The 22,511-nt window shown below is 61.6% G+C and carries 22 protein-coding genes; 3 read left to right on the forward strand and 19 right to left on the reverse strand.

The features are described 5' to 3' along the window. Positions 1-8: 8 nt before the first annotated feature. Complete coding sequence (locus FHX10_RS31035) at positions 9-905, reverse strand: LysR family transcriptional regulator (protein WP_127430821.1); 897 nt, start codon at positions 903-905, stop codon at positions 9-11. A gap of 96 nt (positions 906-1,001) precedes the next feature. On the opposite strand from FHX10_RS31035, the gene FHX10_RS31040 reads away from it, so the two are divergent. From FHX10_RS31040 to FHX10_RS31050, 3 genes are read left to right on the forward strand one after another with little or no spacing between them, the layout of a single operon-like run. Next, positions 1,002-2,189 carry an MFS transporter gene (locus tag FHX10_RS31040; protein WP_168333275.1) on the forward strand — a complete coding sequence of 396 codons (1,188 nt, stop codon included), beginning with the start codon at positions 1,002-1,004 and terminating at the stop codon, positions 2,187-2,189. Positions 2,190-2,217: 28 nt separating this feature from the next. Further along, positions 2,218-2,964: an SDR family oxidoreductase gene (locus FHX10_RS31045; protein WP_028756737.1), complete on the forward strand. Its 747-nt coding sequence runs from the start codon at positions 2,218-2,220 to the stop codon at positions 2,962-2,964. A gap of 12 nt (positions 2,965-2,976) precedes the next feature. Beyond that, positions 2,977-3,444, forward strand: a complete 468-nt coding sequence (locus tag FHX10_RS31050) for a cyclophilin-like fold protein (RefSeq protein ID WP_132574855.1) — start codon at positions 2,977-2,979, stop codon at positions 3,442-3,444. A gap of 168 nt (positions 3,445-3,612) precedes the next feature. Here the strand turns inward: FHX10_RS31050 and FHX10_RS31055 are convergent, their stop codons facing one another. The 18 genes from FHX10_RS31055 to FHX10_RS31140 form a co-directional block, all read right to left on the reverse strand. After that, positions 3,613-4,122 (reverse strand): GNAT family N-acetyltransferase, encoded by a 510-nt coding sequence (locus tag FHX10_RS31055; RefSeq protein ID WP_127430818.1) that lies wholly within the window; start codon positions 4,120-4,122, stop codon positions 3,613-3,615. Between the two features lie 110 nt (positions 4,123-4,232). Then, complete coding sequence (locus FHX10_RS31060) at positions 4,233-5,303, reverse strand: ABC transporter ATP-binding protein (RefSeq protein ID WP_184390680.1); 1,071 nt, start codon at positions 5,301-5,303, stop codon at positions 4,233-4,235. A gap of 15 nt (positions 5,304-5,318) precedes the next feature. Then, positions 5,319-6,839 (reverse strand): DUF5060 domain-containing protein, encoded by a 1,521-nt coding sequence (locus tag FHX10_RS31065; protein WP_063474068.1) that lies wholly within the window; start codon positions 6,837-6,839, stop codon positions 5,319-5,321. 30 nt (positions 6,840-6,869) lie between these two features. Beyond that, a complete protein-coding gene (locus FHX10_RS31070; protein WP_028756742.1) occupies positions 6,870-7,754 on the reverse strand; it encodes a carbohydrate ABC transporter permease in 885 nt (294 codons plus the stop codon). Further along, complete coding sequence (locus FHX10_RS31075; RefSeq protein WP_184390683.1) at positions 7,751-8,650, reverse strand: carbohydrate ABC transporter permease; 900 nt, start codon at positions 8,648-8,650, stop codon at positions 7,751-7,753. Before FHX10_RS31075 ends, FHX10_RS31070 begins: the two co-directional genes overlap by 4 nt. 94 nt (positions 8,651-8,744) lie before the next feature. Next, entirely contained in the window at positions 8,745-9,998 is a 1,254-nt protein-coding gene (locus FHX10_RS31080; RefSeq protein WP_047616751.1) for an ABC transporter substrate-binding protein, read from the reverse strand. A 70-nt stretch (positions 9,999-10,068) separates the two neighbouring features. Further along, on the reverse strand, positions 10,069-10,713 hold the full coding sequence (dhaL, locus tag FHX10_RS31085; protein ID WP_184390686.1) for a dihydroxyacetone kinase subunit DhaL: 645 nt from the start codon (positions 10,711-10,713) through the stop codon (positions 10,069-10,071). Positions 10,714-10,716: 3 nt separating this feature from the next. Next, on the reverse strand, positions 10,717-11,721 hold the full coding sequence (locus FHX10_RS31090) for a dihydroxyacetone kinase subunit DhaK (RefSeq protein ID WP_184390689.1): 1,005 nt from the start codon (positions 11,719-11,721) through the stop codon (positions 10,717-10,719). Positions 11,722-11,775: 54 nt separating this feature from the next. Next, positions 11,776-13,623 (reverse strand): hypothetical protein, encoded by a 1,848-nt coding sequence (locus tag FHX10_RS31095; protein ID WP_183845275.1) that lies wholly within the window; start codon positions 13,621-13,623, stop codon positions 11,776-11,778. Beyond that, positions 13,620-14,654, reverse strand: a complete 1,035-nt coding sequence (locus FHX10_RS31100) for a Gfo/Idh/MocA family protein (RefSeq protein ID WP_097595396.1) — start codon at positions 14,652-14,654, stop codon at positions 13,620-13,622. The genes FHX10_RS31095 and FHX10_RS31100 overlap by 4 nt, the downstream gene beginning before the upstream one ends. Before the next feature lies 1 nt (position 14,655). Continuing rightward, positions 14,656-15,720: an ABC transporter permease gene (locus tag FHX10_RS31105; RefSeq protein WP_028757638.1), complete on the reverse strand. Its 1,065-nt coding sequence runs from the start codon at positions 15,718-15,720 to the stop codon at positions 14,656-14,658. Next, the gene (locus FHX10_RS31110) at positions 15,717-17,267 is read right to left on the reverse strand and encodes a sugar ABC transporter ATP-binding protein (RefSeq protein WP_183845276.1); all 1,551 of its coding nucleotides are present in this window, start codon (positions 17,265-17,267) and stop codon (positions 15,717-15,719) included. Before FHX10_RS31110 ends, FHX10_RS31105 begins: the two co-directional genes overlap by 4 nt. Then, the gene (locus FHX10_RS31115; RefSeq protein WP_047616917.1) at positions 17,264-17,908 is read right to left on the reverse strand and encodes a DUF2291 family protein; all 645 of its coding nucleotides are present in this window, start codon (positions 17,906-17,908) and stop codon (positions 17,264-17,266) included. Before FHX10_RS31115 ends, FHX10_RS31110 begins: the two co-directional genes overlap by 4 nt. Positions 17,909-17,981: 73 nt before the next feature. Beyond that, positions 17,982-18,923 carry a D-ribose ABC transporter substrate-binding protein gene (locus tag FHX10_RS31120; RefSeq protein ID WP_028757644.1) on the reverse strand — a complete coding sequence of 314 codons (942 nt, stop codon included), beginning with the start codon at positions 18,921-18,923 and terminating at the stop codon, positions 17,982-17,984. A 99-nt stretch (positions 18,924-19,022) separates the two neighbouring features. Continuing rightward, positions 19,023-19,850: a phosphogluconate dehydrogenase C-terminal domain-containing protein gene (locus FHX10_RS31125; protein WP_028757645.1), complete on the reverse strand. Its 828-nt coding sequence runs from the start codon at positions 19,848-19,850 to the stop codon at positions 19,023-19,025. Between the two features lie 82 nt (positions 19,851-19,932). Next, positions 19,933-20,373 carry an RpiB/LacA/LacB family sugar-phosphate isomerase gene (locus FHX10_RS31130; protein ID WP_127430812.1) on the reverse strand — a complete coding sequence of 147 codons (441 nt, stop codon included), beginning with the start codon at positions 20,371-20,373 and terminating at the stop codon, positions 19,933-19,935. A 35-nt stretch (positions 20,374-20,408) separates the two neighbouring features. After that, positions 20,409-21,173: a triose-phosphate isomerase gene (locus FHX10_RS31135; RefSeq protein WP_183845277.1), complete on the reverse strand. Its 765-nt coding sequence runs from the start codon at positions 21,171-21,173 to the stop codon at positions 20,409-20,411. Next, positions 21,174-22,511 carry a four-carbon acid sugar kinase family protein gene (locus FHX10_RS31140; protein ID WP_183845278.1) on the reverse strand — a complete coding sequence of 446 codons (1,338 nt, stop codon included), beginning with the start codon at positions 22,509-22,511 and terminating at the stop codon, positions 21,174-21,176. It abuts the gene before it with no gap.

Consider the following 22,511-nt stretch of genomic DNA (forward strand, 5'->3'; position numbering starts at 1 on the left):
GTGTGATGCTACCGGGATCTGAACCGGAAGGCCTCGACGAAGGCGCTGAAGGCCGGCGAGAAATGGCGGCGGCTGGGATAGTAGAGATGATAGCCTTGGAAGGTCGGGCACCAATCGGCAAGGACCTCCCGGAGCAAACCGGTTTCAACGTATCGTCGGATGAGGTCCTTCGGCAAATAGGCGAGGCCGACGCCGTCGAGGGCGGCATCGATCGCCGATCCGATATGGCTTAGGATCAGCTGGCCGTCGACGCGGACGCTGAACTCGCGTGCGTCCTTCTCGAATTCCCAGGCATAGAGCGCGCCCGAGGTTGGCAGCCGCAGGTTGACGCAATTGTGGAGGGTCAGGTCTTGCGGGCTTGCCGGCACGGAACGGCGGGCGAAATAATCGGGTGATCCGACCACGGCATAGGAGACATCGGGGCCGATGCGAACGGCCACCATGTCGCGTGCAACCGCCTCGCCCAGCCGAACGCCGGCGTCGAACTGACGCTCGACGATATTCGTGAATCCGTTGTCGATAATGAGCTCCACGATGATATCAGGATAATCTCGCAAGAAGGCTGAGAGTCTTGGACGAAAAACCAACTCGATGGCGTCGTCGGGACATACGATGCGGACATGGCCCGAGGGCTTGTCGCGCAAGGCGCTGATTGCGCTGATCTCGGCGGCAATGATTTCGAAATGGGGTTCGATGCTCTCCACCAGGCGCTCCCCGGCCGCCGTCGGCGCGACATCCCGTGTCGTACGGGAGAGGAGGCGGACGCCGAGCCGTTCTTCCAGTGCCCGGATCGTATGGCTGAGGGCCGAGCGGGTGACACCCAGCTTGGCGGCCGCGCGCGTGAAGCTCCGCTCTCTGGCCACTTCGAGAAACGCCCGCATCTCGGTGAATTCGTCGCGCCGCATTGGTGAATCTCCTTCATCACAACATGCAGATTATAGCCGCTAGTCTGTCAAAACCAATCCGGCTATCTCATTCCGCAATGGACAGGAGAACGCGGAATGACCATCGAACTGACATTGGATGAGGCTGTTCCGGCCGACAGCACCGTTACTCCATGGGCTGCGGTCACCTGCCTCTCGCTTCTGACCTTTCTCCTGGTGGGGCTGGAGTTCATGCCGGTGAGCCTTCTGACGCCGATCGCCCAGGATCTGGCCATCTCCGAAGGTCAGGCCGGACAAGCGATCGCCGTCTCTGGCCTTTTTGCGGTGATCACCAGTCTTTTCGGCAACGCGTTTTTGGCAAGGCTCGACCGGAAAACGGTCGTCCTGCTCTATACGGCGGTGCTGGTCGCTTCCAGTCTGGCCGTGGCTCTTGCTCCGAACTTCCTCGTCTTTCTGGTCGGGCGGGCGCTGGTCGGCATTTCGATCGGCGGCTTCTGGTCGCTGTCGACAGCCATCCTGGCACGCCTGGCTTCTGGAGCCGACCTGCCCAAGGCTATCGCCTTGCTCCAGGGCGGCACCGCATTTGCGGTCGTCATCGCTGCGCCCCTCGGTAGTTTCCTCGGCGGGCTGATCGGATGGCGTGGCACCTTCTTCATCACGGTTCCGATAGGTCTGGCTGCGCTCGTATGGCAATTGGCCGTCCTGCCGAAGATGCCGGCAACGGCAGCGGTCTCGGTTGCCAGAATCTTCGGACTGCTGCGCAATCGCAGATTCGCGATCGGGATGGCGGCGACCAGCCTCGCTTTCATCGGCCAGAACGCACTGTCGATCTATCTGCGCCCATTCCTCGAAAGCGTCACGGGCGTTGAATTGAACGGACTGTCGATGATGCTTCTCGGGCTCGGCATTGGCGGCCTCGCGGGAACATCCATTGTCGGCTTCGTCCTCCGGCGGCATCTTGCCGCCCTGCTGATCGGATTGCCGAGCGGGCTCGCGATGCTTGCCCTTCTGCTGATTGCCCTCGGTCCCTTCACGGCCGTCACAGCAGCCTTGCTGGTGCTGTGGGGGTTCTTCACCACCCCTATTCCGGTGGCCTGGAATACCTGGATGACACGCATCATTCCCGGCGAACTTGAAGCCGGCGGTGGGCTGCAGGTGGCATTGATCCAATTCGCCATCGCCGGTGGCGCCTTTGCGGGCGGGGTGCTGTTCGACACTGCCGGCTGGTGGAGCGCCTTCCTGCTCGCCGCCGTCCTGCTCGCGGGATCAGCCCTGCTCGCCGCTCTGGCGAGCCCTCGCACTTAACCTTCCGAATTCGACAAAGGAGATCGGCATGTCTCAGGGCATTGAAAACAAAGTCGTCGTCATCACAGGCGCAAGCAGCGGGCTTGGCGAGGCCACGGCACGCCATCTGGCCGAGCGCGGCGCTCTCGTCGTCCTCGGTGCGCGCCGAAGCGGGCGCATCGATGCGCTGGCGAGCGAGTTGACCGCTAGAGGCTATAAGGCCAAGGCCGTTTCCACCGACGTCACCGACCGGAACCAGGTCAAGAAACTGGTGGACACTGCGGTGGAGGAGTTCGGCCGCATCGACGTGATGCTGAACAATGCCGGTCTGATGCCGCTTGCACCACTCGAACGGCTCAAGATCGATGAGTGGGACCGTATGATCGACGTCAACATCAAGGGTGTACTTTATGGCATCGCCGCAGCGCTTCCGCACATGAAGGCCCGGAAATCCGGGCACATCATCAATGTCTCGTCCGTCTACGGTCATGTGGTCGACCCCGGTGCCACCGTCTATTGCGCCACCAAATTTGCCGTGCGCGCCCTGTCCGAAGGCCTGCGGAAGGAAGTAAAGCCCTACAATATCCGCACGACGATCATTTCTCCCGGCGCAGTCAGTACCGAACTGCTCGAGCATATCAGCGAGAAGGATATCCAGGCCGGCACGAGGGAATTCGTCAGCAAGATCGCGGTCGGTGCAGATACCTTCGCCCGCACCGTCGCGTTCGCGGTGAACGAACCCGACGACGTCGATATCAATGAGATCCTGTTTCGGCCGACTGCTCAGCCGGTCTGACGGAGTGCAGTCATGTCGACATCCTCATATCTGACGCGCCGTGCGCTCCTCGGCGCAACCTTCGCAACCGCAACCCTGCCGTATGCGGCCAAGGGACAGGAAGGCCGGGATCCAGCGAGCCAAGTACCGACCGATGTCAGAATCCGGATAATCTTCAACGGCATGACCATGACGGCGACGCTCTACGACAATCCGTCGGCGCTCGACCTCGCTTCGATGCTTCCCCTGGATCTCAAGATCGAAGACTACGGCAAAAACGAAAAGATCGTCTATCTCCCGCGCAAACTCACCGAGGAAGCTACCGGTCCCTTCGACAACGAGCAGCCGGGTGATCTCTGCTACTTCAAGCCATGGGGCAACCTTGCCCTGTTCTATGCCGATTACAGCTGGGACGGGTTGATCCGGCTCGGTCGATTTGATAACGGCTTCGACCCGCTGCTGGTACGCGGCGAATTCCCGGTCCGCATCGAACGGATATGACGAGGGGTTCACGGCTGAGGACTTCGTTTCAGTTCCTTCCGCCGGCAGGCCACGTGTTCAGCCAGTTGCGCTTCTTCACAGCACCGGTCGCGGCACGCCCCAGTCGTGCTGACCCTGAACTGGTCCGACACTTGGATGCAGGGCACGCCCACAGATCCGTCGACACATTCAGGCGTGAGGTGTCGCGCGATGCCTGGCATCTATCCTGAAACGCTTCTTGATCCTGTCGACGGGCGTCCCGTCTTGAAGCGGAACCTGGACCAGCCGGTCATAGGTCTCGAAGCCCATCTTGGCATAATAGGCAAGACCGCTGACATTGTCGGCCCGAATGGTGGCATTGATGAAGTCGAGCCCGAGTTCCTCCGCTGCGGCCCGGGTTGCGGGAAAGAGCGCGCTGCCGACGCCTGGAGCCTTTGGGTTCATACGGGCGAAGGTCCCGATGTCGGCAAAGCCTTTCGGCGGATCGCCGTATAGGCTGAGCGACTGAAAGCCGACAAGCGACCGATCATGCTCCGCGACATGGCAGAGAAGAGGAAACTCGCCGTCGATGAACCAGTCCACGAACTCGGCAGCCGAAAGCGGTGTCTCGAGTGCTGTTGTTCCCCCAGCCCGGATGATCTCGTTGAGGAGCTCGCTCAGTTCCGCTGCGTCGGCAGAAACTGCCTTTCGAATATGCATGTTCTTGGCGACCTCCAGACTGACGGCGTATTGGCGAAGTTGGAGATTACAAATCGCCATTTCGTCCGCAAAGGCAATTGTGGTTCGACGGTTCCTCCGGCCTCTTATGTTCAGGCGTTCAAACGCTGTTGCGTCTGTCGGTCGAAGAAGTGAACCTTTGATGTTTCGAAGGAAAGCTTCACCTGCTGTTCGGGCGCCAGTTCGACACGTTCGCGAACGACCCATGTCAGCTCCCTGCCGTCGAGGTCCAGGGCGACATGAGTTTCCGACCCGGTGGGTTCGACCACCTTGACCACCGCGTCCACGCCGTTCTCGCCACCGAAGCTGATATCTTCAGGACGAATACCCAGCGTCATCGGTCTGTTTGCCGAATTAACGGGAGCCCGCGAGAGCGGCACGCGGGAGCCGCCCGGCAGCGACAATACCGGGTTGCCGGCATCTTCGATGGTCCCCTCGAGAAAATTCATCGCCGGGGAACCGAGGAAACCGGCGACGAAGATGTTGCGCGGTCTGTCGTAGAGTTCGAGCGGACTGCCGATCTGTTCGACGCGGCCGCCGTGCAGCACGACGATCTTGTCGGCCATGGTCATGGCCTCGATCTGGTCGTGGGTGACGTAGACGATGGTGGTCTTCAGGCGCTGGTGCAGGGCCTTGATCTCCGCCCGCATCTTCACCCGCAGTTTTGCGTCCAGATTGGAGAGCGGCTCGTCGAAGAGAAAGACTTTCGGATCGCGGACGATGGCGCGGCCCATGGCGACGCGCTGGCGCTGCCCACCCGAAAGCTGGGCCGGCTTGCGGTCGAGAAGCGGCTGCAAACCGAGAATGGCCGCGGCCTCGCCGACCTTCTTGTCGATCTCAGGCCGCTTGGCCCCGGCGAGTTCAAGCGCAAACCCCATGTTCTGGGAGACCGTCATCTGCGGGTACAATGCGTAGTTCTGGAAGACCATCGCGATATCGCGATCCTTCGGCTGCAGATTGTTCACCACCCGGCCGTCAATGCTGATCTGGCCGGCGGTGATGTCCTCGAGCCCGGCGATCATGCGCAGCAATGTCGACTTGCCGCAGCCGGAAGGGCCGACGAGAATGGTGAATTCACCATCGGCGATCTCGACGTCGACGCCGTGAATGATATCGACCGTGCCGAAGGATTTCTTGACGTTTCTGATGCTTAAACCTGACATCCCGAACCCTCTCGATTAGCGCTTCCTGCGCACACGCAAAGCCTGGTACGGCTTGCGCGGGATTTTCACGCCGAAGGCCGCGTCCGGCTTGCCGCCGCGCACGACCGAGCCATGGCGCGTCGGATGCGGAACGGGAGCCTCGACTTTCTCGGCCGGCGTGATCGTCATCTCCCAGGTGTCGATGATATCGACATCGTAGTCGTCGCCATCAACCGGCAGGCCGGTGGACCAGATCACCGGCTGATGCTCGCCGAAATAGATCAGGCGGAAATCGCCGTCGCCGTCACGCGCGCCGGAGACGCGCGACCACGGCCATTCGCCGATGATGCCGAGCGGTTCGAGACCGTGCTTGACGTCGGCCTCCAGGAGGTCCCGGAGGAAGCCGATGCGCTTCCATGCTTCGCCGCGCAATTCGCCACCCTTGGCCCACCAGATCAGATCCTCGGGGTGAGAATAGGTTTCGCCGTGACCGGCATAGCCGCCGCGCGCCATGGTGATCCAGAAACGGTGCACCAGCTCCCTCGGATGGAGATTGCCCCATGACTGCAAGATGTCGCCCTCATACTCGGGCTCGTCGTTGACGACGGGCTTGCCATAGGCATCGCGCCATTCCTGGGTCCGCTTGACGTCGGGGTTCTGGATGCAGGTGTGTGTCACCCACGGTTTGCGGTGATCGAAATTGGCGGTCACGTCGCCATTATGGATGGACCGCAGATGCTGGTAGGGGTCGTTTTCCTCCAGAATGTGGAAGTAGCGGTCCCACTGCTCCATCGGTTTCGTGTCGATCAGGAAATCATATTCATTGGCGAGCGACCACCAGACGTTCCGGTAGGCGGCAAGACGGGCGGCCAGATATTCGACATAGCGGAAATCCTGCGCGGCCGACATGTCCGCATAACCCCAGCGGTCATAGGGGTGGAAGATGATGATATCGGCCTCGATGCCGAGGTCGCAGAGTGCGGCGACCTGCTTTTCGAAGTGCTGGAAGGCGGCGGGGTTGGGCCGGTCGAAGTCTTCCTTGCCGTCGGAGCCGCGTTCGAAGCAGGCATGCAACGGCTCGTTGACGTTATAGGGATAATCCTTCGGAAACACGCCCATGCGCATCTTGTTGAAGCGCGCCGTCTTCAGCGTCTCCAGCGTCTGCTTCTGCATGTCGAACGGTTGATGCGTCCAGGCGTAGCAGGTCGTTCCGAAGGAGAGGAACGGCGTGCCGTCGGCATAGGCGAAATGGAATTTGTTGCGCACGCGCACCGGGCCGTGATTACCGGCCGAAGGTGCGGTCGCGGCCAAAACACCGGTCTTGCCGTCGAGGGCCGCGGTCTTGGAGCGCGTCTGGAACGACCACTCGCCTTCGCTATCGGGCATGAAGCGAATGCGGTAGGTGCCGTTACCATCATAGAAGCCCGGCACGCGGACTTCGCGGCTCTTCTGGGTGAAGACGGCATCGAATGCTACGTCGAGATAGGGATTGCCGCCGGCAGGCCCTTCGAAGGAGGCCTCGAACACACCCCATTTTTCGACTGTTGCATCGGACATTCTGTCTCTCCTCGTAGAATGATTTTGTGATCAGCCTTTGACGGCGCCGGAGGTGAGGCCGGAGACGAAGTAGCGCTGGAACATGAGATAGACGATCGTCGCCGGCAGCACGGTCATGACGATCGCCGCGTTGAGCTGGCCGTAGTTGCTGGAGAACTGCCCCTGAAACGACATCAGGCCGAGCGGCAGCGTCCACATGTGCTGGTCCTGAAGCAGCACCAGCGCCATGGCGAATTCGTTCCAGGTGGAAACGAAGTCGAGGATGAGCAGTGCGGCGAGGACGGGCAGGCATACCGGCAGAAAGATCCGCCGGAAGATGACGAAGTGGCTGGCGCCGTCGATCAGCGCTGCCTCCGATAGCTCCTTCGGAATGCCCTTGAAGAAGCCGTGCAGGATGAAAACCTGATAGGGAACGCCGAAGGCGATGTAGGGAAGGATGACGCCCGGATAGGTGTCGATGAGGCCGAAGGAATTGACCAGGGTGAAGAGCGGCGCAAGCATCACCTGGAAGGGGATCATCGTGCCGAACACGACGAGCAGCAGCAGCGCCTTGGTGATCTTCAACTTGATCTTGGCAAGGGCATAAGCGGCCATCGCCGACAGGAACAGGCCGAGCGGCACCTTGATGACGGTGATGATGACGCTGTTGAAGAAGGAGTTTGCGAAATTGCCGCGGCTCCATGCGGCGCCATAGTTTTCGAAGGCAAGCTCGGCCGGCGGCATGAAGGCGCCGGTGCTCGTCACCGCCGCCGGCGTCTTCAGCGAGGTGAAGACGATGAAGACGAATGGCGCGACCCAGACGAGCGCCACGATGACAAGCGTTATCCAGAGGCCGATCAGAACGGGATCGCGCTTCATCGACGATGGTTGGGCTTCGAGATGCACAGCGGCATGGTCGGTCGGCACTGCTGTCACGATTCGACCTCCTCGTGCTTCTGGGTCCATCTGAGATAGGGAATGACGACGGCCATGGTGATCAGCAGCAGCACGACGGATATCGCGGCACCTCGCCCGAAATCGAAGATCTGCATCGCCTGCGTGAACGCCCAGAGCGCCAGCATCTGGGTGGACTGGGCCGGACCGCCGCCCGTCAAACCGTAGACGATGTCGAAAGCCTTCAGCGACGAGATGACGGAGAGAACGAGGACGATGGTGATCGTCGGGCGCAACGCCGGCAATGTCACATGTTTGAACACCGCCCAGCGACCGGCGCCATCGATGCGCGCCGCTTCGACGAGCGTCTGAGAGACGTTCTGCAGGCCGGCCAGGAACAGAACCATCGAAAAGCCGACCGTCTGCCAGAGATAGGCGACGAAGACGGAATAAAGCGCGATATCCTTATTGCCCAGCCAATCCTTGATCCAGATCTGCATGCCCCACGAGGTGAGCAACTGGCTGAACAGGCCGAAGAAGGGATCGTACATCCATTTCCACATGGTGGCGACGGCGATCGGCGCGATGATCACAGGCAGATAGAAGATGGCCCTCAGGCTGTTGCGGCCGAAGATCTTCTGGTTGAGGCTGAGCGCCAGCATCAAGCCGACCAGCGGCGGAAAGATCAGGCTCATCACGGTCCAGATCACCGTGTTGCGGAAGGCCACCCAGAAGACCGGATCTTTCGTGAAAATCGCCGAATAGTTCGCAAGGCCGACGAATTGCCGATTGGGATCGAGCCCGTTCCACTTCTGGAAACTCAGGATCACGACGTTGAGCATCGGGTAGAGCGCGAAGACCGCATAGATCGCCAGCGCCGGCACGAGCAGGATGAGCGCTTGCATGCGCGGATCATGTGTCGATTGTCGAAGTGACATGCTTTCCTCCTGGCAGTGAAAAGCCGCTGCCAGCTGATGAAAGAATGTGCCAGCCGATCAACTCTGAGGTCGATCGACTGGCGCTTGGGAGGGATCAGCTTCTGCTGGCGATGAAGCTCTGCAACTGCTTGGCCGCCTCGGCCGGTTCGGTGCTGCCGGAAGCGACATCATTGATGACGCGGAAATATTCCGTCGTGACATCGAGCGGGAAGGCCTGGTCGCCGTTCATGTAGACCTTGCCGTATTTCTGGAAGATGCCCAGCCATTCGGCTTCGAGCGGCTTCTGATTGGCATACTGCACGTTCTTGTTGACGGAGGTCGAGCTTAACTGGCCGAGCAGATCCTGCTGCACCTTCGTCGACAGGAAATAGTCGAGAAATTTCGCCGCTATGTCGGGGTTCTTGCTCTTGGTGCTGATGTAATTGTACTCGGCAAAGCCGTAGAGACGGTCGGTATTTGTGGGGAAGGGGAAGATGCCGTAATCGTCGAGATTGGCGCCGGAGCCGTTGAGTTGGCTGACCAGCCAGTCGCCTTCGAGCATCATCGCCGCACGACCGGCCGTGAAGAGGCTGTAGGACTGTTTGTTGTCGATGCCCATGAACGGCTGCAGCGTATAGTCCTTCGTCCACTTCGCAAACTCCGCGAAGGAATCCGTCGCGCAGGGTTCTTTGGTCCAGTCCAACGTCATCGCCTTCAGCGCGTCGTGCTTTTCGGCGCCGCACTTGGTTTCGAGGATAACGTCCATGAGGCGCATGACGTGCCAGTTGACCGTGCCGCCAAAGGTGAAGGCGGGGATGCCCGCGGCCTTCAGCTTATCGGCCGCGGCAAGGAGTTCCTCGTAGGTCTTCGGCTCTTCTTTGATGCCGGCCTGTTCGAAAAGCTTCTTATTGTAGTAGACGGCTTCGCCCTTGAAGGTGAAGGGAACACCGTGCTTGCCGCCGGTATAGAGGTCGGCGAAAGCGGCAGCCGACGGCAGCAATTCGTCGTTCCACTTATACTCGGTGTAATACTTGTCGAGTGGCAGCGACAGGCCGGCCTTCACATACTCGCCGCCGAGGCCGAGACCCGCCCAGCTGAAATAAATGTCGGGTCCTTTGTCCGAGCCCGCGGCGACGCGGAGCGCGGTCTTGTGTTCATCGACGGCGCGCTGAACGATCTCGACATGCGTCCCGGGATTTGCAGCTTCGAAGTCCGTCGCCACCTTCTTCAGGGCCGTATTGGCAGCATTATTGTCGAAGTTGAGGGTCCAGAGCGTGATGTCTTCAGCAAGAACCGGTGTTGCCGAAAGTGACGCCATGGCGATCGCAACGATGCTCGCAGTCTTCAATTTCGCAGAAAGGGTCAGCATTACCGTCCTCCTCTTGTAAGCCGGGACCCTTTTTGCAGATAGTCATTGACATGTCAACTGGTATGATGAGCTAACCATCGTGCCGTCGAGCAAATTTGGCCATCGCGGCGATGATGATGACCGCCGATGCCGCACCGGGATCGATGTGCCCGATAGCCCGGTCTCCCAATCGCGAAGCCCGTCCTTTCGCTGCCGTCATGTCTTTGGTTGCGTCACAGCCGACGCGGGCTGCATGCACTGCCATGTCGAGGCATTCGGGAAGCGGCTTTCCTGTCCCCCACGCATCAAGTGCCGCATCGGCCGCGGGCTTCCAGGCGTCGACCATCGTCTTTTCACCGGCTTCGGCCTTTCCGCGTTCCTGGATTCCCGTCGCCATGGCTGCGAAAACGCGGACGAAATCGTCATCGGTCAAGGTCTGCCTGTCCTTGGCTGCGGCCGCGGCGCGCATGAAGGCCGTGGCATATAAGGGGCCGGACGAAGCGCCGACCGCATTCAGGAATGCCTTTGCCGCAACGTTGAATAGCAGCGTCGGTGCTGTTTCCACATCGAGCGCGCCGACCGCCTTGGCGGCAGCCTGACAGCCTCCGTCCATGGCAAGGCCGTGATCGCCATCGCCGATGGCGCCGTCGAGCTCGCAAAGATGGTCGCGCTCTGCCGCGATATCCTCGGCAATCCCGGCAAACAGCTGTTGCAGGTCTTTGGTGGTAATCGTCATCGATCACCTCGCAAACATCGCGCAATCGCACGGGTGATCGATCAACCGCTGAAGCTCGTCGTCGAGATGCATGACGGTGATCGAGGCGCCGGCCATTTCGAGCGAGGTGCAATAGTTGCCGACGAGCGACGTGTGGATGACGAGCCCGGCATCGTCGAGCCGGGACTTCACGCGCCGCATCATGATATAGAGCTCCATCAGCGGAGTCGAACCCAGCGAGTTGACAAGCACGGCGACACGATCGCCTGGGTCCGCCTTCATCTCCCGAAGAATGTTGTCCATCAGCTCGTCGGTCACCGCATCGGCCGACCTCAGCGGCTCGCGCGCCATGCCGGGCTCTCCATGGATTCCCATGCCGATCTCCATCTCGTCCTCGCCGATCAGGAAGTTCGGCCGGAGGGTCTGGGGCAGCGAACAGGGAGAGAGCGCCACACCCATCGTATAGGTTCGTGCATTGGCATGGCGGGCGGCGCGCTCGACATCGTCGAAAGAGTAGAGAAGATCGCATGCCGCTCCGGCGGCCTTGAAGATGAAGACGTTGCCCGCCACGCCGCGTCGCCTGTCCCTCTGATCGGCAGGAGCGGACGCCACGTCATCTGTGGTTAGGACGGTGCGGACCTCGATCTCGTCGAGCGCCAGCATCTCGGCGGCCATGTCGAAATTCATCACGTCGCCGGCATAATTGCCGTACATGAACAGGACGCCGGCGCCGCCGTCGACCGCCTTGGCGCAGGCGATGATCGGATCGGGCGGCGGCGAGGCGAAGACATTGCCGATCGCGGCGGCATCCGCCAGCCCCTTGCCGACAAACCCCAGAAAGGTCGGCTCATGCCCGGATCCGCCGCCGATGACCAGGCCGACCTTGCCTTTGCGCGGTCCGTTTCTGGCAATGATCGCGCGGGGCATGTCTTCGACTGCGTAAAGATGGCGTGGATGCGCCGCGAGGATCCCTTGCAGCATCTCATCGACGGCATCTGCGCCGGAATTGATAAGCTTCTTCGTCTTCACGCCGATCCTCCCCAGTGAGCTCCGATTGCATAGATGCGGCTGATGCGCCGGAGGTCAATCCGCCAGCGGCAAGACCGCGGTGGCGAAGGGTGCGAGCAGCAGATCCTTCCCCGATGCGGGGTAATCGACTCTTCGCTCTCCGCTCGTCAGATTGACGACGTGGAGCCTGTTTCCTGCGGCGTCCCGCGCAACGAAAGACAGCACTTCGGAGGGCGAGGACGAGATGCATTCCTGCCAGAATGCACCAGCCAAGGCGGACAAAGTCCGCACCGCATTGAACAGCGGACGCCGCCCACCCTGCTCGATCGGCTCGGCCGGACCGGCAATCAGACCGAACGGACCGGTCAAGGCCGAGAGCGTCAGGCATTCGAGACCGGCATCCAGCACTCTGATTGCGTAACCGAGTGCGAAAGCTTCCGCGAAACGGCCGTTGTGGCGCGGGTCGCGGTTGGCCATGGGTATGCGTGCGCCCATGGGATTATCCATTGTGCGGCTGCCATAGGGGTTCTGCCGCATCGGGATCGTCGAGGGGCCGATCCGGTAGGGCTTGTCGCCGTAGATGGCACGAACGGAGCGGGTGATGAAGGGCAGCGCTTCCAATGTCTGCATGACGCTGAGATCGTCGGCCGCATGCACGATGGGGTTGGTGCAGTGGCTGACGAAGTCGAGCTGCCCATCCGGCGCGCGCTTGCGGTTGAGTTCGGTGAAATAGCTCAGCATGCCGCCGCCGATGCGAATACCGGGAAAGGCGGCGCGGGCGGCGGCATAGACCGCGTCCAAAGGCGGGCAATCCGGCCATGTGCTGCCGGGCGGCGTCGATTGCCGGTCGACGGATGGCGAGATCATGATCGCATCCGGCTTGAATGCCGCCAGCTGCATTTGGTGGGCGATCTCGGCCGCCTCGCTTGCCGGCGACGATTTGCAGGGGAGGGCGATCTCCAGCGTCGAGCGGCCGCGGTGGACGGCGGCGATCGCGGTAAAAGTCTTCAGTGCTTCGGCGGCATGCCCGGCATCCGGATCGAAATGAAAGAGGAGTTCCCGCGGCGCGATCTCCGACAGGACGGCCTTTGCCATGAGCGTCGCATCGGCCTCCTCAGGCGTCACGATCACGCCGATATCGGGCATGATGCCGGTCCGCTCTCCAAGCTTGAGTTTTATCGCGCCGCCCAAGGTCGCAGGCGCGAAGCGCGGTGCGGAATGCCTGGTGTCTCTGATAACAAGCGACGTCTTTTGCCGGACAGGTTGGTTGGCAGAGATCTGGTAGGGCCAGGGCAGAGCGAGCGGTCTGACATATGTCTTATAGGATGCGTCCGACCAGTTTCTTTGATCTTCCATTTCAAAGGTGTCGCCCTCCATCCGGCATTCAGCCTGAACGTCAGGCATGACCCGGTGGGTGATGGCGCGCATGTCCTTGAATGGTTGCCAGGGTTCGATGACATCGGGGAACCGTGTCGTCACGATCTCCCCGTCGACATGCTCGACCTTGGCCGGCGAACCCGCCACGCCGACGATTGGATGCAGGATGCAGAAGCCGCAGCGGTTGGTCTCGAAGCCGGTCTCGGTCATGGCTTCGCCCTCGAAATCGAGCCGGTCCTGATATGCCGCGATGCGAACATCGATAACGAGCCTCGTGTCGCCGGGTCCCTCGCAGCGGGCCTGATAAGCGACTTCGAAACGGTCTTCCTTCTGCTCGATCCTGAGATCGACGATTTCAGGGCTGTAGGTGCCCCAGTCCCGGTCGCGAACGAGATAAGAAATCGCCCGTAGCACCTCGATGCCGTCGTAGCGGATCGCGCGGAGGTTGCCATCGGCGAGGTCGGCGGTCAGCTTTCCGGCCCTCAGCCGAACCGGCGGCCTCTCGACCAGGTGGGTGCCGTAGAGCTGGAACGCATTGATCGTCATCGCAGCATCGCTCCGACATCGATCGTCTGTCCCCTGGCAGCGCTGTCATAGGCGGCCTCGACGAGGGCGAAGGTCTTCAGATTATCGGCCCCCGAGGTCGAGTGCTCCGCGCCGCGCTTGATTTGATCGACCCAATGCTGCTGGATCGCATAGACGCTCTCCTGGATGTTGTGCCAAGGCCGCGAGGCCCAGGACAACAACTTCGGAGAGACATCCATTGTGGTGGTGCCCCTGCCGTGGGCGATTTCAAGGCGGTAGCCCTGGGTCAGGCGGATCGTGCCCTCGGAGCCGTCGAGCTCGATCAGCGTTTCGGGAAACGGCTCTTTCGAGAGCTTGGTGGCGTAGCTGACGTCGACCACCGACGTGGCGTCGTTTTCATGATCGAGCAGAATGGTTGCGACATCCTCGCCCTTGATCTTGGGATTGACCCGTTTGGTGCGGGCCGTCAGTGATCTGATATCGCCGAGGATATAGCGGGCGATATCGAGCGTATGAATGCCGAGATCTTCGATGATGAAGCGCTCGCCTTCGGCAAGATACGGCTGGCCGGAGAAGACGTCGTAACCCGAGCGGAAGGAGAAGCGGCCCCAGAAGGGCGTGCCGATGGCGCCAGCATCGAGCGCCTTGCGGACCGCCTGGATCGGCGTCTGCCAGCGAAAATTCTCGTGCACCATCAGGGCCACGCCGGCATTGCGGCAAGCCTCGACCATCGCCTTTGCATCCGACAGCGTCTTGGCGAAGGGTTTCTGGCAGATGGCCGGCACCTTATTCACTGCGGCCATTTCCACCAGAGCGCGGTGACTCTGGACCGTCGTGGCGATGTCGACGAAATCGAAGCCGCCATCGGCAAACATGGCCTCGGCATCGCGGTAGCGGCGATCGATACCGAACTGGTCGCCGACGACCTTCAGCCGCTCCGGATCGCGATCGCAGATCGCGACGATGTCAGCACCTTCGACATCTTTCCAGGCGTGCATCTGGTTGATCGCGAAGAAACCGCAGCCGATCAAAGCCCCCTTCAACTCGGTCATCTCAGCCTGCCTTTGCCATCTGCATGAGGGTGACGCGCTGCTGCAGGCGCCGCTGGGCCTGATCGACCACGACGGCAATGATGATGACGAGGCCCTTGATGACCATCTGCCAGAAGGAGGAGACGCCCATCATGACAAGCCCGTCGGAGAGGATGCCGATGACGAAAGCGCCGATGATCGTGCCGCCGATCGTGCCGCGGCCACCCGACATCGAGGTGCCGCCGAGCACGGCTGCGGCAATCGCATTGAGTTCGAAGCTTTCGCCGGTCGCCGGATGGGCGGCCATCAGTTCGGAGGAAATGACGACGCCGACGATGGCGGCGCAAAGTCCGGAAAACATGTAGACGAAGATCTTCACCACATCGACCCGGATACCGGACATGCGCGCGGCCCGCTCATTGCCGCCGACGGCGAAGATATGACGGCCGATCGGCGTCGAGCGGGCGACATAGGCAGCCGCGAGTGCCAGCACGATCAGGATCCAGATCGACACCGGCAAGCCGAGAATGCGCCCCGCGCCGAAGAAGTCGAAACCGGTCGTGGCATATTCGGGCCGGCCGACGAGGTTCGGAAAGGTCTGGCCGTCCGATGACAGCAAGGCGAGACCGCGGGCGACATAGAGCGTGCCGAGCGTGGCGATGAAGGGCGCGACGTTGAGTTTGGTGATCAGCAGGCCGTTGATAAGGCCGATGACGAGACCGATCGACAGCGTGATCAGCACGATCTCGAAGAGGTTGAAATAGATCGTGTAGCCGATCGGCAATTCGATACCGTAAAGGATCAGGCCGCCGGCGACCATGCCGCACAACCCGACGATCGATCCGACGGAAAGGTCGATGCCGCCGGTGATGATGACGAAGGTCATGCCCATCGCCAGGAAGGCGTTCAGCGCCACATGCTTCGACATCAGGATCATGTTCGCCGTCGAGGTGAAGTTCGGCGCGAAGATCGCAAAGAAGATGATCACGGCGAAAAGCGCGATGAAGGTCCTGAGCTTCATCAGCGTCAGAAGCGCCGAGCCGTTGGCGCCTTTCGGCGCAAGAGTGGTTGACGTAGCCGCCATCATGACGCGAGTTTCCCTTGATGTCCGTGTCCCTTGGCCGAAGCCGCGATGATGGCGTCTTCCGTCGCCTCGTTCCGGTCGAAGACGGCGACCAGCTGGCCGTTGCTCAAGACCGCGATGCGATCGGAAAGCGCCATGACCTCCTCGAGGTCGGAGGTCGAAAACAGAATGGCGAGCCCGTTTGCCGCCAGCCGCCGCATGGTGCGGAAGACGTCGGCCTTGGCGCCGACATCGATGCCGCGGCTCGGCTCGTCCATCAGCAGCACTTTCGGATTGGTCATTAATGCCTTACCGATAACGACCTTCTGCTGGTTGCCGCCCGACATCGAGGTCACCTCGAAATCCGGGTTCGGCGCCTTGATCGAAAGATCGCGGATGGCCTCCTGGACGGCGCTCTTCTCGGCACCGCTGTCGATATGGAAGAGCCGGGCGAAGCGGCCAAGGCTCGCCAGCGTCAGGTTGGAAGCGATCGAGAGCACCTGGACCAGACCCTCGCGCTGCCGGTCTTCCGGAATGAGCGCAAGGCCGCGGCGGATGCGCCGGGTGGTGTCGCGGGCGCGAACCTGCTTGCCCTCGATGAAGATCTTGCCGGTCGAGTGTGCGTGGCGGCCGATCACACACTCGAAGAATTCGCTGCGTCCCGCACCCATCAGGCCGTATATGCCGAGGATTTCTCCCGCCTTGACCGACAGCGAGACATCGTTGACCGACAGCCCGCCCGTCGGTCTGGGAAGGCTGATGTTTTCGGCGCGAAAGACCTCGGCGCCAACGGCATGGGTGACGGATTTTGCAAAGTCCTTGGCATCCGAGCCGATCATCGAGCGAACGATCCAGCGCGTATCGATGTCGCGCACCATCGCCTCGCCGGTGACCTGGCCGTCACGCAGCACGGTGATATAGTCACCGATCCGCATCAGCTCTTCGAGCCGATGTGAGATATAGACGATCGCAACTCCTTGAGCCTTCAGTTCCGCGATCACCTTGAACAGGATGTCGACTTCGGCCGCCGAAAGCGCCGACGTCGGCTCGTCCATGATCAGGATCCGGGCATTTAGCGACATCGCTTTGGCGATTTCGACGAGTTGCTGCTGGCCGATCGGCAGATCCTCGACCATCGTGTCCGCCTCGATCCCGGCATCCAGGCGCTTGAGAAAGCCATTGGCCTTTTGCACCTGCGCCTTGTGGTCGATGCCGAGCAGGCCGCGGGTGATCTCGCGCCTGGCGAAGATGTTCTCGGCGACCGACATGTTGGCGAAGAGATTGAGCTCCTGGAAGATCATGCCGATGCCATGCGCCTGCGCTTCCGCTGGGCTGTCGAAGGAGACGGGTTCACCGTCGAGGATGATGCGGCCATGCGTCGGACGCTCGACGCCGGCGATGATCTTCATCAGCGTCGACTTGCCCGCGCCGTTTTCGCCGACGAGCACGTTCACCGCACCGCGGCGCAGTTCCAGATTGGCGCGCTTGACGGCGACGATGCCCGAATAGACCTTCGACACGTCGTCAAGGCGCAGGATGACATCATCCTTTTGTGCCTCTGTCGCCGTCATGAGCCCACCCTCAATTCCGAAGGTGTCACGAGCGGCAGCTCGCCGCTTTTCGGCAGCGGAAAGGCGCCGATCACGGTCACCGTCTTGCCGGCGAGGTCCTCGCGCGGGACGGCCGACAGGAAGGCCGAGTTGGCCTTCTCGTTGAACGCCTTGCCGAACTGCGCCCATTCGATCTGGTTCTTGAATTCGTTGAAATTGACGAAGTCCAGCGTGTCGCGGAGCGCCGTGCCGCGGAGCGCCGGCCCGATCTGGACCTTTGCATCGGCCTTGCCGTCGCCATCGGCGTCGACATCGAGCGTTGCCGCGCGCGAGTCCGTATCGGCCGCCACGACCTTGCCGGTGATCTTCACCGCATAGGTCCATGGCGAACTGCTCTGCTTGCGGGGATTGCCGTATTTCTCGCCCGCGGCATCAGGGCTGGAGGCAGCCAGTTGCATGACGTCTTTCAGGTCGCCAGCGCGCTTTTCGAAATAAGGCACGACCTCGGGCTGCCAGATCGCCTCGACCTTTGCATTCGGGTCGAAGGCGGTCTTGGCCGCTGCCGCCGCCTTTTCCTCCGGCGTCGGCGTTTTGATGATCTTGCAACCGGGCAAGGCCGCCGCCACGACGGCAGCGATGAGGGCGCCCTTCATTCTCAACATGCTGTGAACCTCGACGTCTTGCGAAATGCATTGCAGAGGGCGCGGCCGCGCACCCTCTGCATCTCGCGGCTGATCAGTTCGTCAGCGCGAAGGTCTCGAGCTTGCCGGAGTTGTCGGCGTTGATGAGAACGCAATCCATCAACTGCTTCTCTTCCTTTGGCGCCGTCTTGGTCTTGATGTAGGCGTCTGCTTGTTCGACCGCGAGCTGGGCCTGGGCATAGGCGGGCTGCAGCACCGTCGCCTTGATGCCGCCCGACTTGATGGAGTCACGCACGTCGTTGGAGCCGTCGAAGCCGACGACGATCACGTCCTTGCGGCCGGCCGCCTGCAGTGCTGCGATCGCACCCATGGCCATGGTGTCGTTGCCCGAAATGACGCCCTTGATGTCGGGATTAGCCTGGAGGATGGTTTCCATCTTCGAATAGGCTTCCGTCTGGCTCCAGTTGGCCGACTGCTTGGCGACGGACTTCAGGTCCGGGTAGTCGTCGATGACGTCGTGGTAGCCTTGCGAGCGGATGCCGGCATTGGTGTCGGACTCCTTGCCGACCAGCTCGACGTAATTGCCCTTCTCGCCCATCAGCTTGACGAATTCCTGCGCCCCGAGCTGCGCGCCCTGATAGTTGTTCGAGACGATCTGGGCGACGGCCACGCCCGTCGCATTGATTTCGCGGTCGATCAGGAAGGAGGGGATGCCGGCATCCTTGGCCTTCTTGACGGCCGCGACGGAGGCGTCGGCTCCGGCATTGTCGAGGATGATCGCCTTGGCGCCGCGCCCGATCGCCGTGTCGATCATTTCCGACTGCTTGTTGGCGTCGTCATCATGGGTCATGAGCAGCGTCTCGTAGCCGAGTTCCTTCGCCTTGGCTTCGGCGCCGACGGCTTCGGCCTTGAAGAAGGGATTGTCATGCGCCGGTGTGATGATGGCGATGAGATCGGCCGCAAAGGCCGGCATGGCCGTTCCCAGCGCCAGGGCGCCGGCGAAAGCCGCAAGTGTCAGTCTGCGCGTCAGTTTCATTTTTTCCTCCCTGTTGTGAATGAAGCCCCGTCTCCTCGGAGCGGTTGTCCGGTCTCCCGGAGCAGTTGAGGAGGAGGGCTTGCCTCCTCCAAGCCGAATTCAGGTGATGCGCCGGATGCTTTCGGCGATCTCCTGCGGTTCGAATACTTTCTTCCAGTCGTCGCGCATCAGCGCCGGGATGCCGAACTCGATCGCCTTGTTGCAGGCATCCGAGAACACCCCGTCGACTTCCTTGAAGATGACGGCGCCGAGCACGTTCATATGGCCGAGCAGGAAGTCGCGGGCGGCCTGTTCCGGCACGCCGCGGGCCACGCATTCGTCCATGGCCTGGCGCATGATGACGAGCAGCGATGCGCAGACAGTTTCCGACAGGCCGGGTTCGAGCATGGCGAGCTGGTCGACCGTGACGCGGTGCGAGCGCATGACCGGAGCCCAGATGAGCTTGGCGATTTCCTCGCCAAGCGCATAGGCGCTGTCAGGCCCCTGCATCAGCGCCGAAACGATGTGCTGCTTGGCGAACAGGCCGCCGAAATGGTCCTTCTTGGCCTGCATGTCGGTCTCGTCGTTGAAGATCGGCGGATGGCAGGGATGAGTGACGAAATAGGTGAGGTCGTCACGCTTCGGCAGATGGCCGGCAAAGGGAGCCGCAGCATCCAGCGCGACCACCATGGTGCCTGACCTGAGCTTGTCGACGATGCCTGCCGCGACTTTGCCGATCGCCGTGTCCGGCACGGCAAGGATCACCACATCGGCGCCATCGAGTGCGGCATCGACTGGCACGCAATCAAGACCGAGATCGTTCTTCAAGCGGGCCTTGCCCGCGTCGCTCACCTCGACATGGCGCACTTGGAATCGTGAGCCTTTGAGATTTTTGGCAAGCCGATATCCCATTTTTCCGCCTGCGCCGAAGAGGGCAATCTGAGTCATGTTTCCTCACCTTTTCCGTTTGGATAGGATCATATACTGGTATGATGAGTCAATCACCATATCACTGCTTAATCTGTCGCCATCAATGTTTTTCGGCGTCGAGCCGGTCGATCGCCTGCACATTTCCGGCCGAGGGGCCGTCAGGGTCGAATTCGGATGCAAGCCAGACATCGACGATCGATTTCGCCAGCTCCGGTCCGATGACGCGCGCTCCCATCGTGATGATCTGGGCGTTGTTCGATTTTACCGCGCGCTCCGCCGAATAGGTGTCGTGCGTCAGCGCGGCACGGATGCCCGGCACCTTGTTGGCGGAAATGCAGACGCCGATGCCGGTTCCGCAGATCAGGATGCCGCGTTGATGTTCGCCGTTGACGATCGTCTGCGCGAGGCGCTGCGACAGGTCGGCGTAGAAGCCGGACTGGCTGAGATCATGAACTTCCAGGTCGGTCTTGTGCGCGAGATGGGCGGCAATGACATCCAGCAGCGGTTTGCCTGCGCTGTCCGCGCCGATTGCGATCTTCATAGCAGTTTCCTTTCGCTCGCCTTCAGGCATGGAAATCACCCTTTGATCGCCGCGCTGACGCGGCGAAGAATGTCGAGGTAACCGTCGACGAACCAGGCGGAGCGGCCGATGAACAGGCCGTCGATATGCGGCTCGGTGATCAGTTCCTCGCAATTTTGCGGATTGACGCTGCCGCCGTAGAGCACCGGCACGGAACGGCCAAGAATGGCTTTGGCCACTTCGGCGATCCTTCCATGCCGCTCCGAGGCGTAGTCGGCGTTTGCCGGAATACCGTTGACGCCGATCGCCCAGACGGGTTCGTAGGCGAGCAGGACCGTAGCCTGTTCGGCGCCGGTATCGATGCCCCTCAAGGCTGCCTCGACCTGGCGCCGCAGCACGGCGTCGGCCTGACCTTCCCGGCGCTCCTGCAATGTCTCGCCGATGCAGATCAGCGGGGTGACGCCGTGGCGGATGGCGGCCGAAACCTTGAGGCCGACGGTTTCATCGGTCTCCCCGAAATGCTCGCGCCGTTCGGAATGGCCGAGCTCGACCATGTCGAGCTCACAGTCCTTCAGCATGAGAGGCGAAATCTCGCCAGTCCAGGCGCCAGCGTCCTCCCAGTGCATGTTCTGGGCGCCGACCTTCACCGACGTATCGGCAAGCGCGCGCTTGACCTCGCGCACTGAGGTAAAGGAGGGAATGACGAAGCGCTGCACGTGGACGTCGCGTTCACGGTCTGCATGGGCGAGGCGGCGCGCGAAGGCGAGCGCTTCTTCCAAGGTCTTGTTCATCTTGAAGCTGGTGCCGACCCAAAGGACCATTCAGCTCTTCCTCCCGTCACGGATCTGGGCGAAATAGCCGTCGGTGCCGACCTGGCCGCCTTTGAGGGCGATCTGCAGGCCGTTGGTCGGCGGATAGTCGCCATGGGCGAGGCAAAGCGGCGAACCCGGAGTTTGCGGCAGCGGCAGAAGCGTCGTCAGCGCGTCGACCTTCAACTGCTTGAGGGCGTGACTGGACGTGTCGCCGCCGGCAACGACGGCACGTGACAGCTCTTCGCTTTCGATCAAGCGGCGCAAGATCGTGCCGAGTGCACTCCCAAGCCGGTGACGCGCGCCCGGAAACCTGTCGATGTCGGCGCCACGGTCCGCGGACGGCCCAAGTGCGGTGTGGAGGATGATGCTCTTGCCTTGCTGGAGCTTCTGGACACCTGCCTTGACCGCTGCATCCACCGCGCCTTGGCCATGCTCTCCGACCAGGGCGAGCGGATCGAGCGCCATGCTCTCGAAGCCGTTCTCGACAGCGGTGCGGATCTGGCGCTCGGTGGTCGGCGAGACGCTGCCCGACACGACGGCGAGGCGGTCGACGGGGCCGATATCGGGAAATTCGGTCCTGCTGTCGTCGATGAAACCGCTCCGCCGCCATGCGCTGAGCAGGGCATATTCGATCCCCGACGAGCCGGCGACAAAGCTTGCCGAACGGCCGGTGACACGGAGCAGCTGCTGACCTGCGGCCTGCTGTGTCGCTTCGGAGTCGACATCGATGAGCAGGATGCCTTCGGAACTCGACGCCAGCTCGTCGATCCGTTGATCGGCGTCCGCCGCGGTGATCGCCACGAGATCGGCGACCAGGACGGGTAGACGGGTCTGCTTTGAGAGATGCACCGCAAGATCCGCCTCGTCCATCGGCGTTACCGGGTGGCGGCTCATGACGGGGTGGCGGTCGATGCGGAAGATCCGGCCCTGATAGGCGGCAAAGAGATTGCCGAAGGCTGTGTAGCGTTTCAGTTGCGGCGCGCCGACGATGACGGGAACGACGGAGTGGCCGAACACCGCGCGGCCGATTTCGATCGCCTTGCCGATGCTGCCGATCCCAGGGCTGGAATCGAAGGTCGAGCAGACCTTGTAGTGACAGATCGCGGCACCAAGCGAATTCAGCCATTCGAAGGCATGTGCAAGGTGCTCCTGCATCCATTCCGGCGTCTCGCTGCGGCTCGTCCCGGCAAGGCCGATGGCGCGGCAATCGCTAAAACGCGCGAGCAGTTGCGGCGTGGGAACGTCGAGGAAGAGCGCGGTCGAGACACCGTTCGATGCCAGGGCCTCCATGACATCGGTGGAACCGGTAAAGTCATCGCCGTAATAGCTGACGAAAAGTCCATCCAT

It is taken from the genome of Rhizobium sp. BK591, from assembly GCF_014195045.1.
GTDB lineage: Bacteria > Pseudomonadota > Alphaproteobacteria > Rhizobiales > Rhizobiaceae > Rhizobium > Rhizobium anhuiense.

Excerpts from the sequence above, each read along its gene's own strand:
- FHX10_RS31035 (WP_127430821.1), bottom strand. The coding sequence starts at position 905 with ATGCGGCGCGACGAATTCACCGAGATGCGGGCGTTTCTCGAAGTGGCC.
- FHX10_RS31040 (WP_168333275.1), top strand. The coding sequence starts at position 1,002 with ATGACCATCGAACTGACATTGGATGAGGCTGTTCCGGCCGACAGCACC.
- FHX10_RS31045 (WP_028756737.1), top strand. The coding sequence starts at position 2,218 with ATGTCTCAGGGCATTGAAAACAAAGTCGTCGTCATCACAGGCGCAAGC.
- FHX10_RS31050 (WP_132574855.1), top strand. The coding sequence starts at position 2,977 with ATGTCGACATCCTCATATCTGACGCGCCGTGCGCTCCTCGGCGCAACC.
- FHX10_RS31055 (WP_127430818.1), bottom strand. The coding sequence starts at position 4,122 with ATGCATATTCGAAAGGCAGTTTCTGCCGACGCAGCGGAACTGAGCGAG.
- FHX10_RS31060 (WP_184390680.1), bottom strand. The coding sequence starts at position 5,303 with ATGTCAGGTTTAAGCATCAGAAACGTCAAGAAATCCTTCGGCACGGTC.
- FHX10_RS31065 (WP_063474068.1), bottom strand. The coding sequence starts at position 6,839 with ATGTCCGATGCAACAGTCGAAAAATGGGGTGTGTTCGAGGCCTCCTTC.
- FHX10_RS31075 (WP_184390683.1), bottom strand. The coding sequence starts at position 8,650 with ATGTCACTTCGACAATCGACACATGATCCGCGCATGCAAGCGCTCATC.
- FHX10_RS31080 (WP_047616751.1), bottom strand. The coding sequence starts at position 9,998 with ATGCTGACCCTTTCTGCGAAATTGAAGACTGCGAGCATCGTTGCGATC.
- dhaL (WP_184390686.1), bottom strand. The coding sequence starts at position 10,713 with ATGACGATTACCACCAAAGACCTGCAACAGCTGTTTGCCGGGATTGCC.
- FHX10_RS31095 (WP_183845275.1), bottom strand. The coding sequence starts at position 13,623 with ATGACGATCAATGCGTTCCAGCTCTACGGCACCCACCTGGTCGAGAGG.
- FHX10_RS31100 (WP_097595396.1), bottom strand. The coding sequence starts at position 14,654 with ATGACCGAGTTGAAGGGGGCTTTGATCGGCTGCGGTTTCTTCGCGATC.
- FHX10_RS31105 (WP_028757638.1), bottom strand. The coding sequence starts at position 15,720 with ATGATGGCGGCTACGTCAACCACTCTTGCGCCGAAAGGCGCCAACGGC.
- FHX10_RS31110 (WP_183845276.1), bottom strand. The coding sequence starts at position 17,267 with ATGACGGCGACAGAGGCACAAAAGGATGATGTCATCCTGCGCCTTGAC.
- FHX10_RS31115 (WP_047616917.1), bottom strand. The coding sequence starts at position 17,908 with ATGTTGAGAATGAAGGGCGCCCTCATCGCTGCCGTCGTGGCGGCGGCC.
- FHX10_RS31120 (WP_028757644.1), bottom strand. The coding sequence starts at position 18,923 with ATGAAACTGACGCGCAGACTGACACTTGCGGCTTTCGCCGGCGCCCTG.
- FHX10_RS31125 (WP_028757645.1), bottom strand. The coding sequence starts at position 19,850 with ATGACTCAGATTGCCCTCTTCGGCGCAGGCGGAAAAATGGGATATCGG.
- FHX10_RS31130 (WP_127430812.1), bottom strand. The coding sequence starts at position 20,373 with ATGAAGATCGCAATCGGCGCGGACAGCGCAGGCAAACCGCTGCTGGAT.
- FHX10_RS31135 (WP_183845277.1), bottom strand. The coding sequence starts at position 21,173 with ATGGTCCTTTGGGTCGGCACCAGCTTCAAGATGAACAAGACCTTGGAA.
- FHX10_RS31140 (WP_183845278.1), bottom strand. The coding sequence starts at position 22,511 with ATGGATGGACTTTTCGTCAGCTATTACGGCGATGACTTTACCGGTTCC.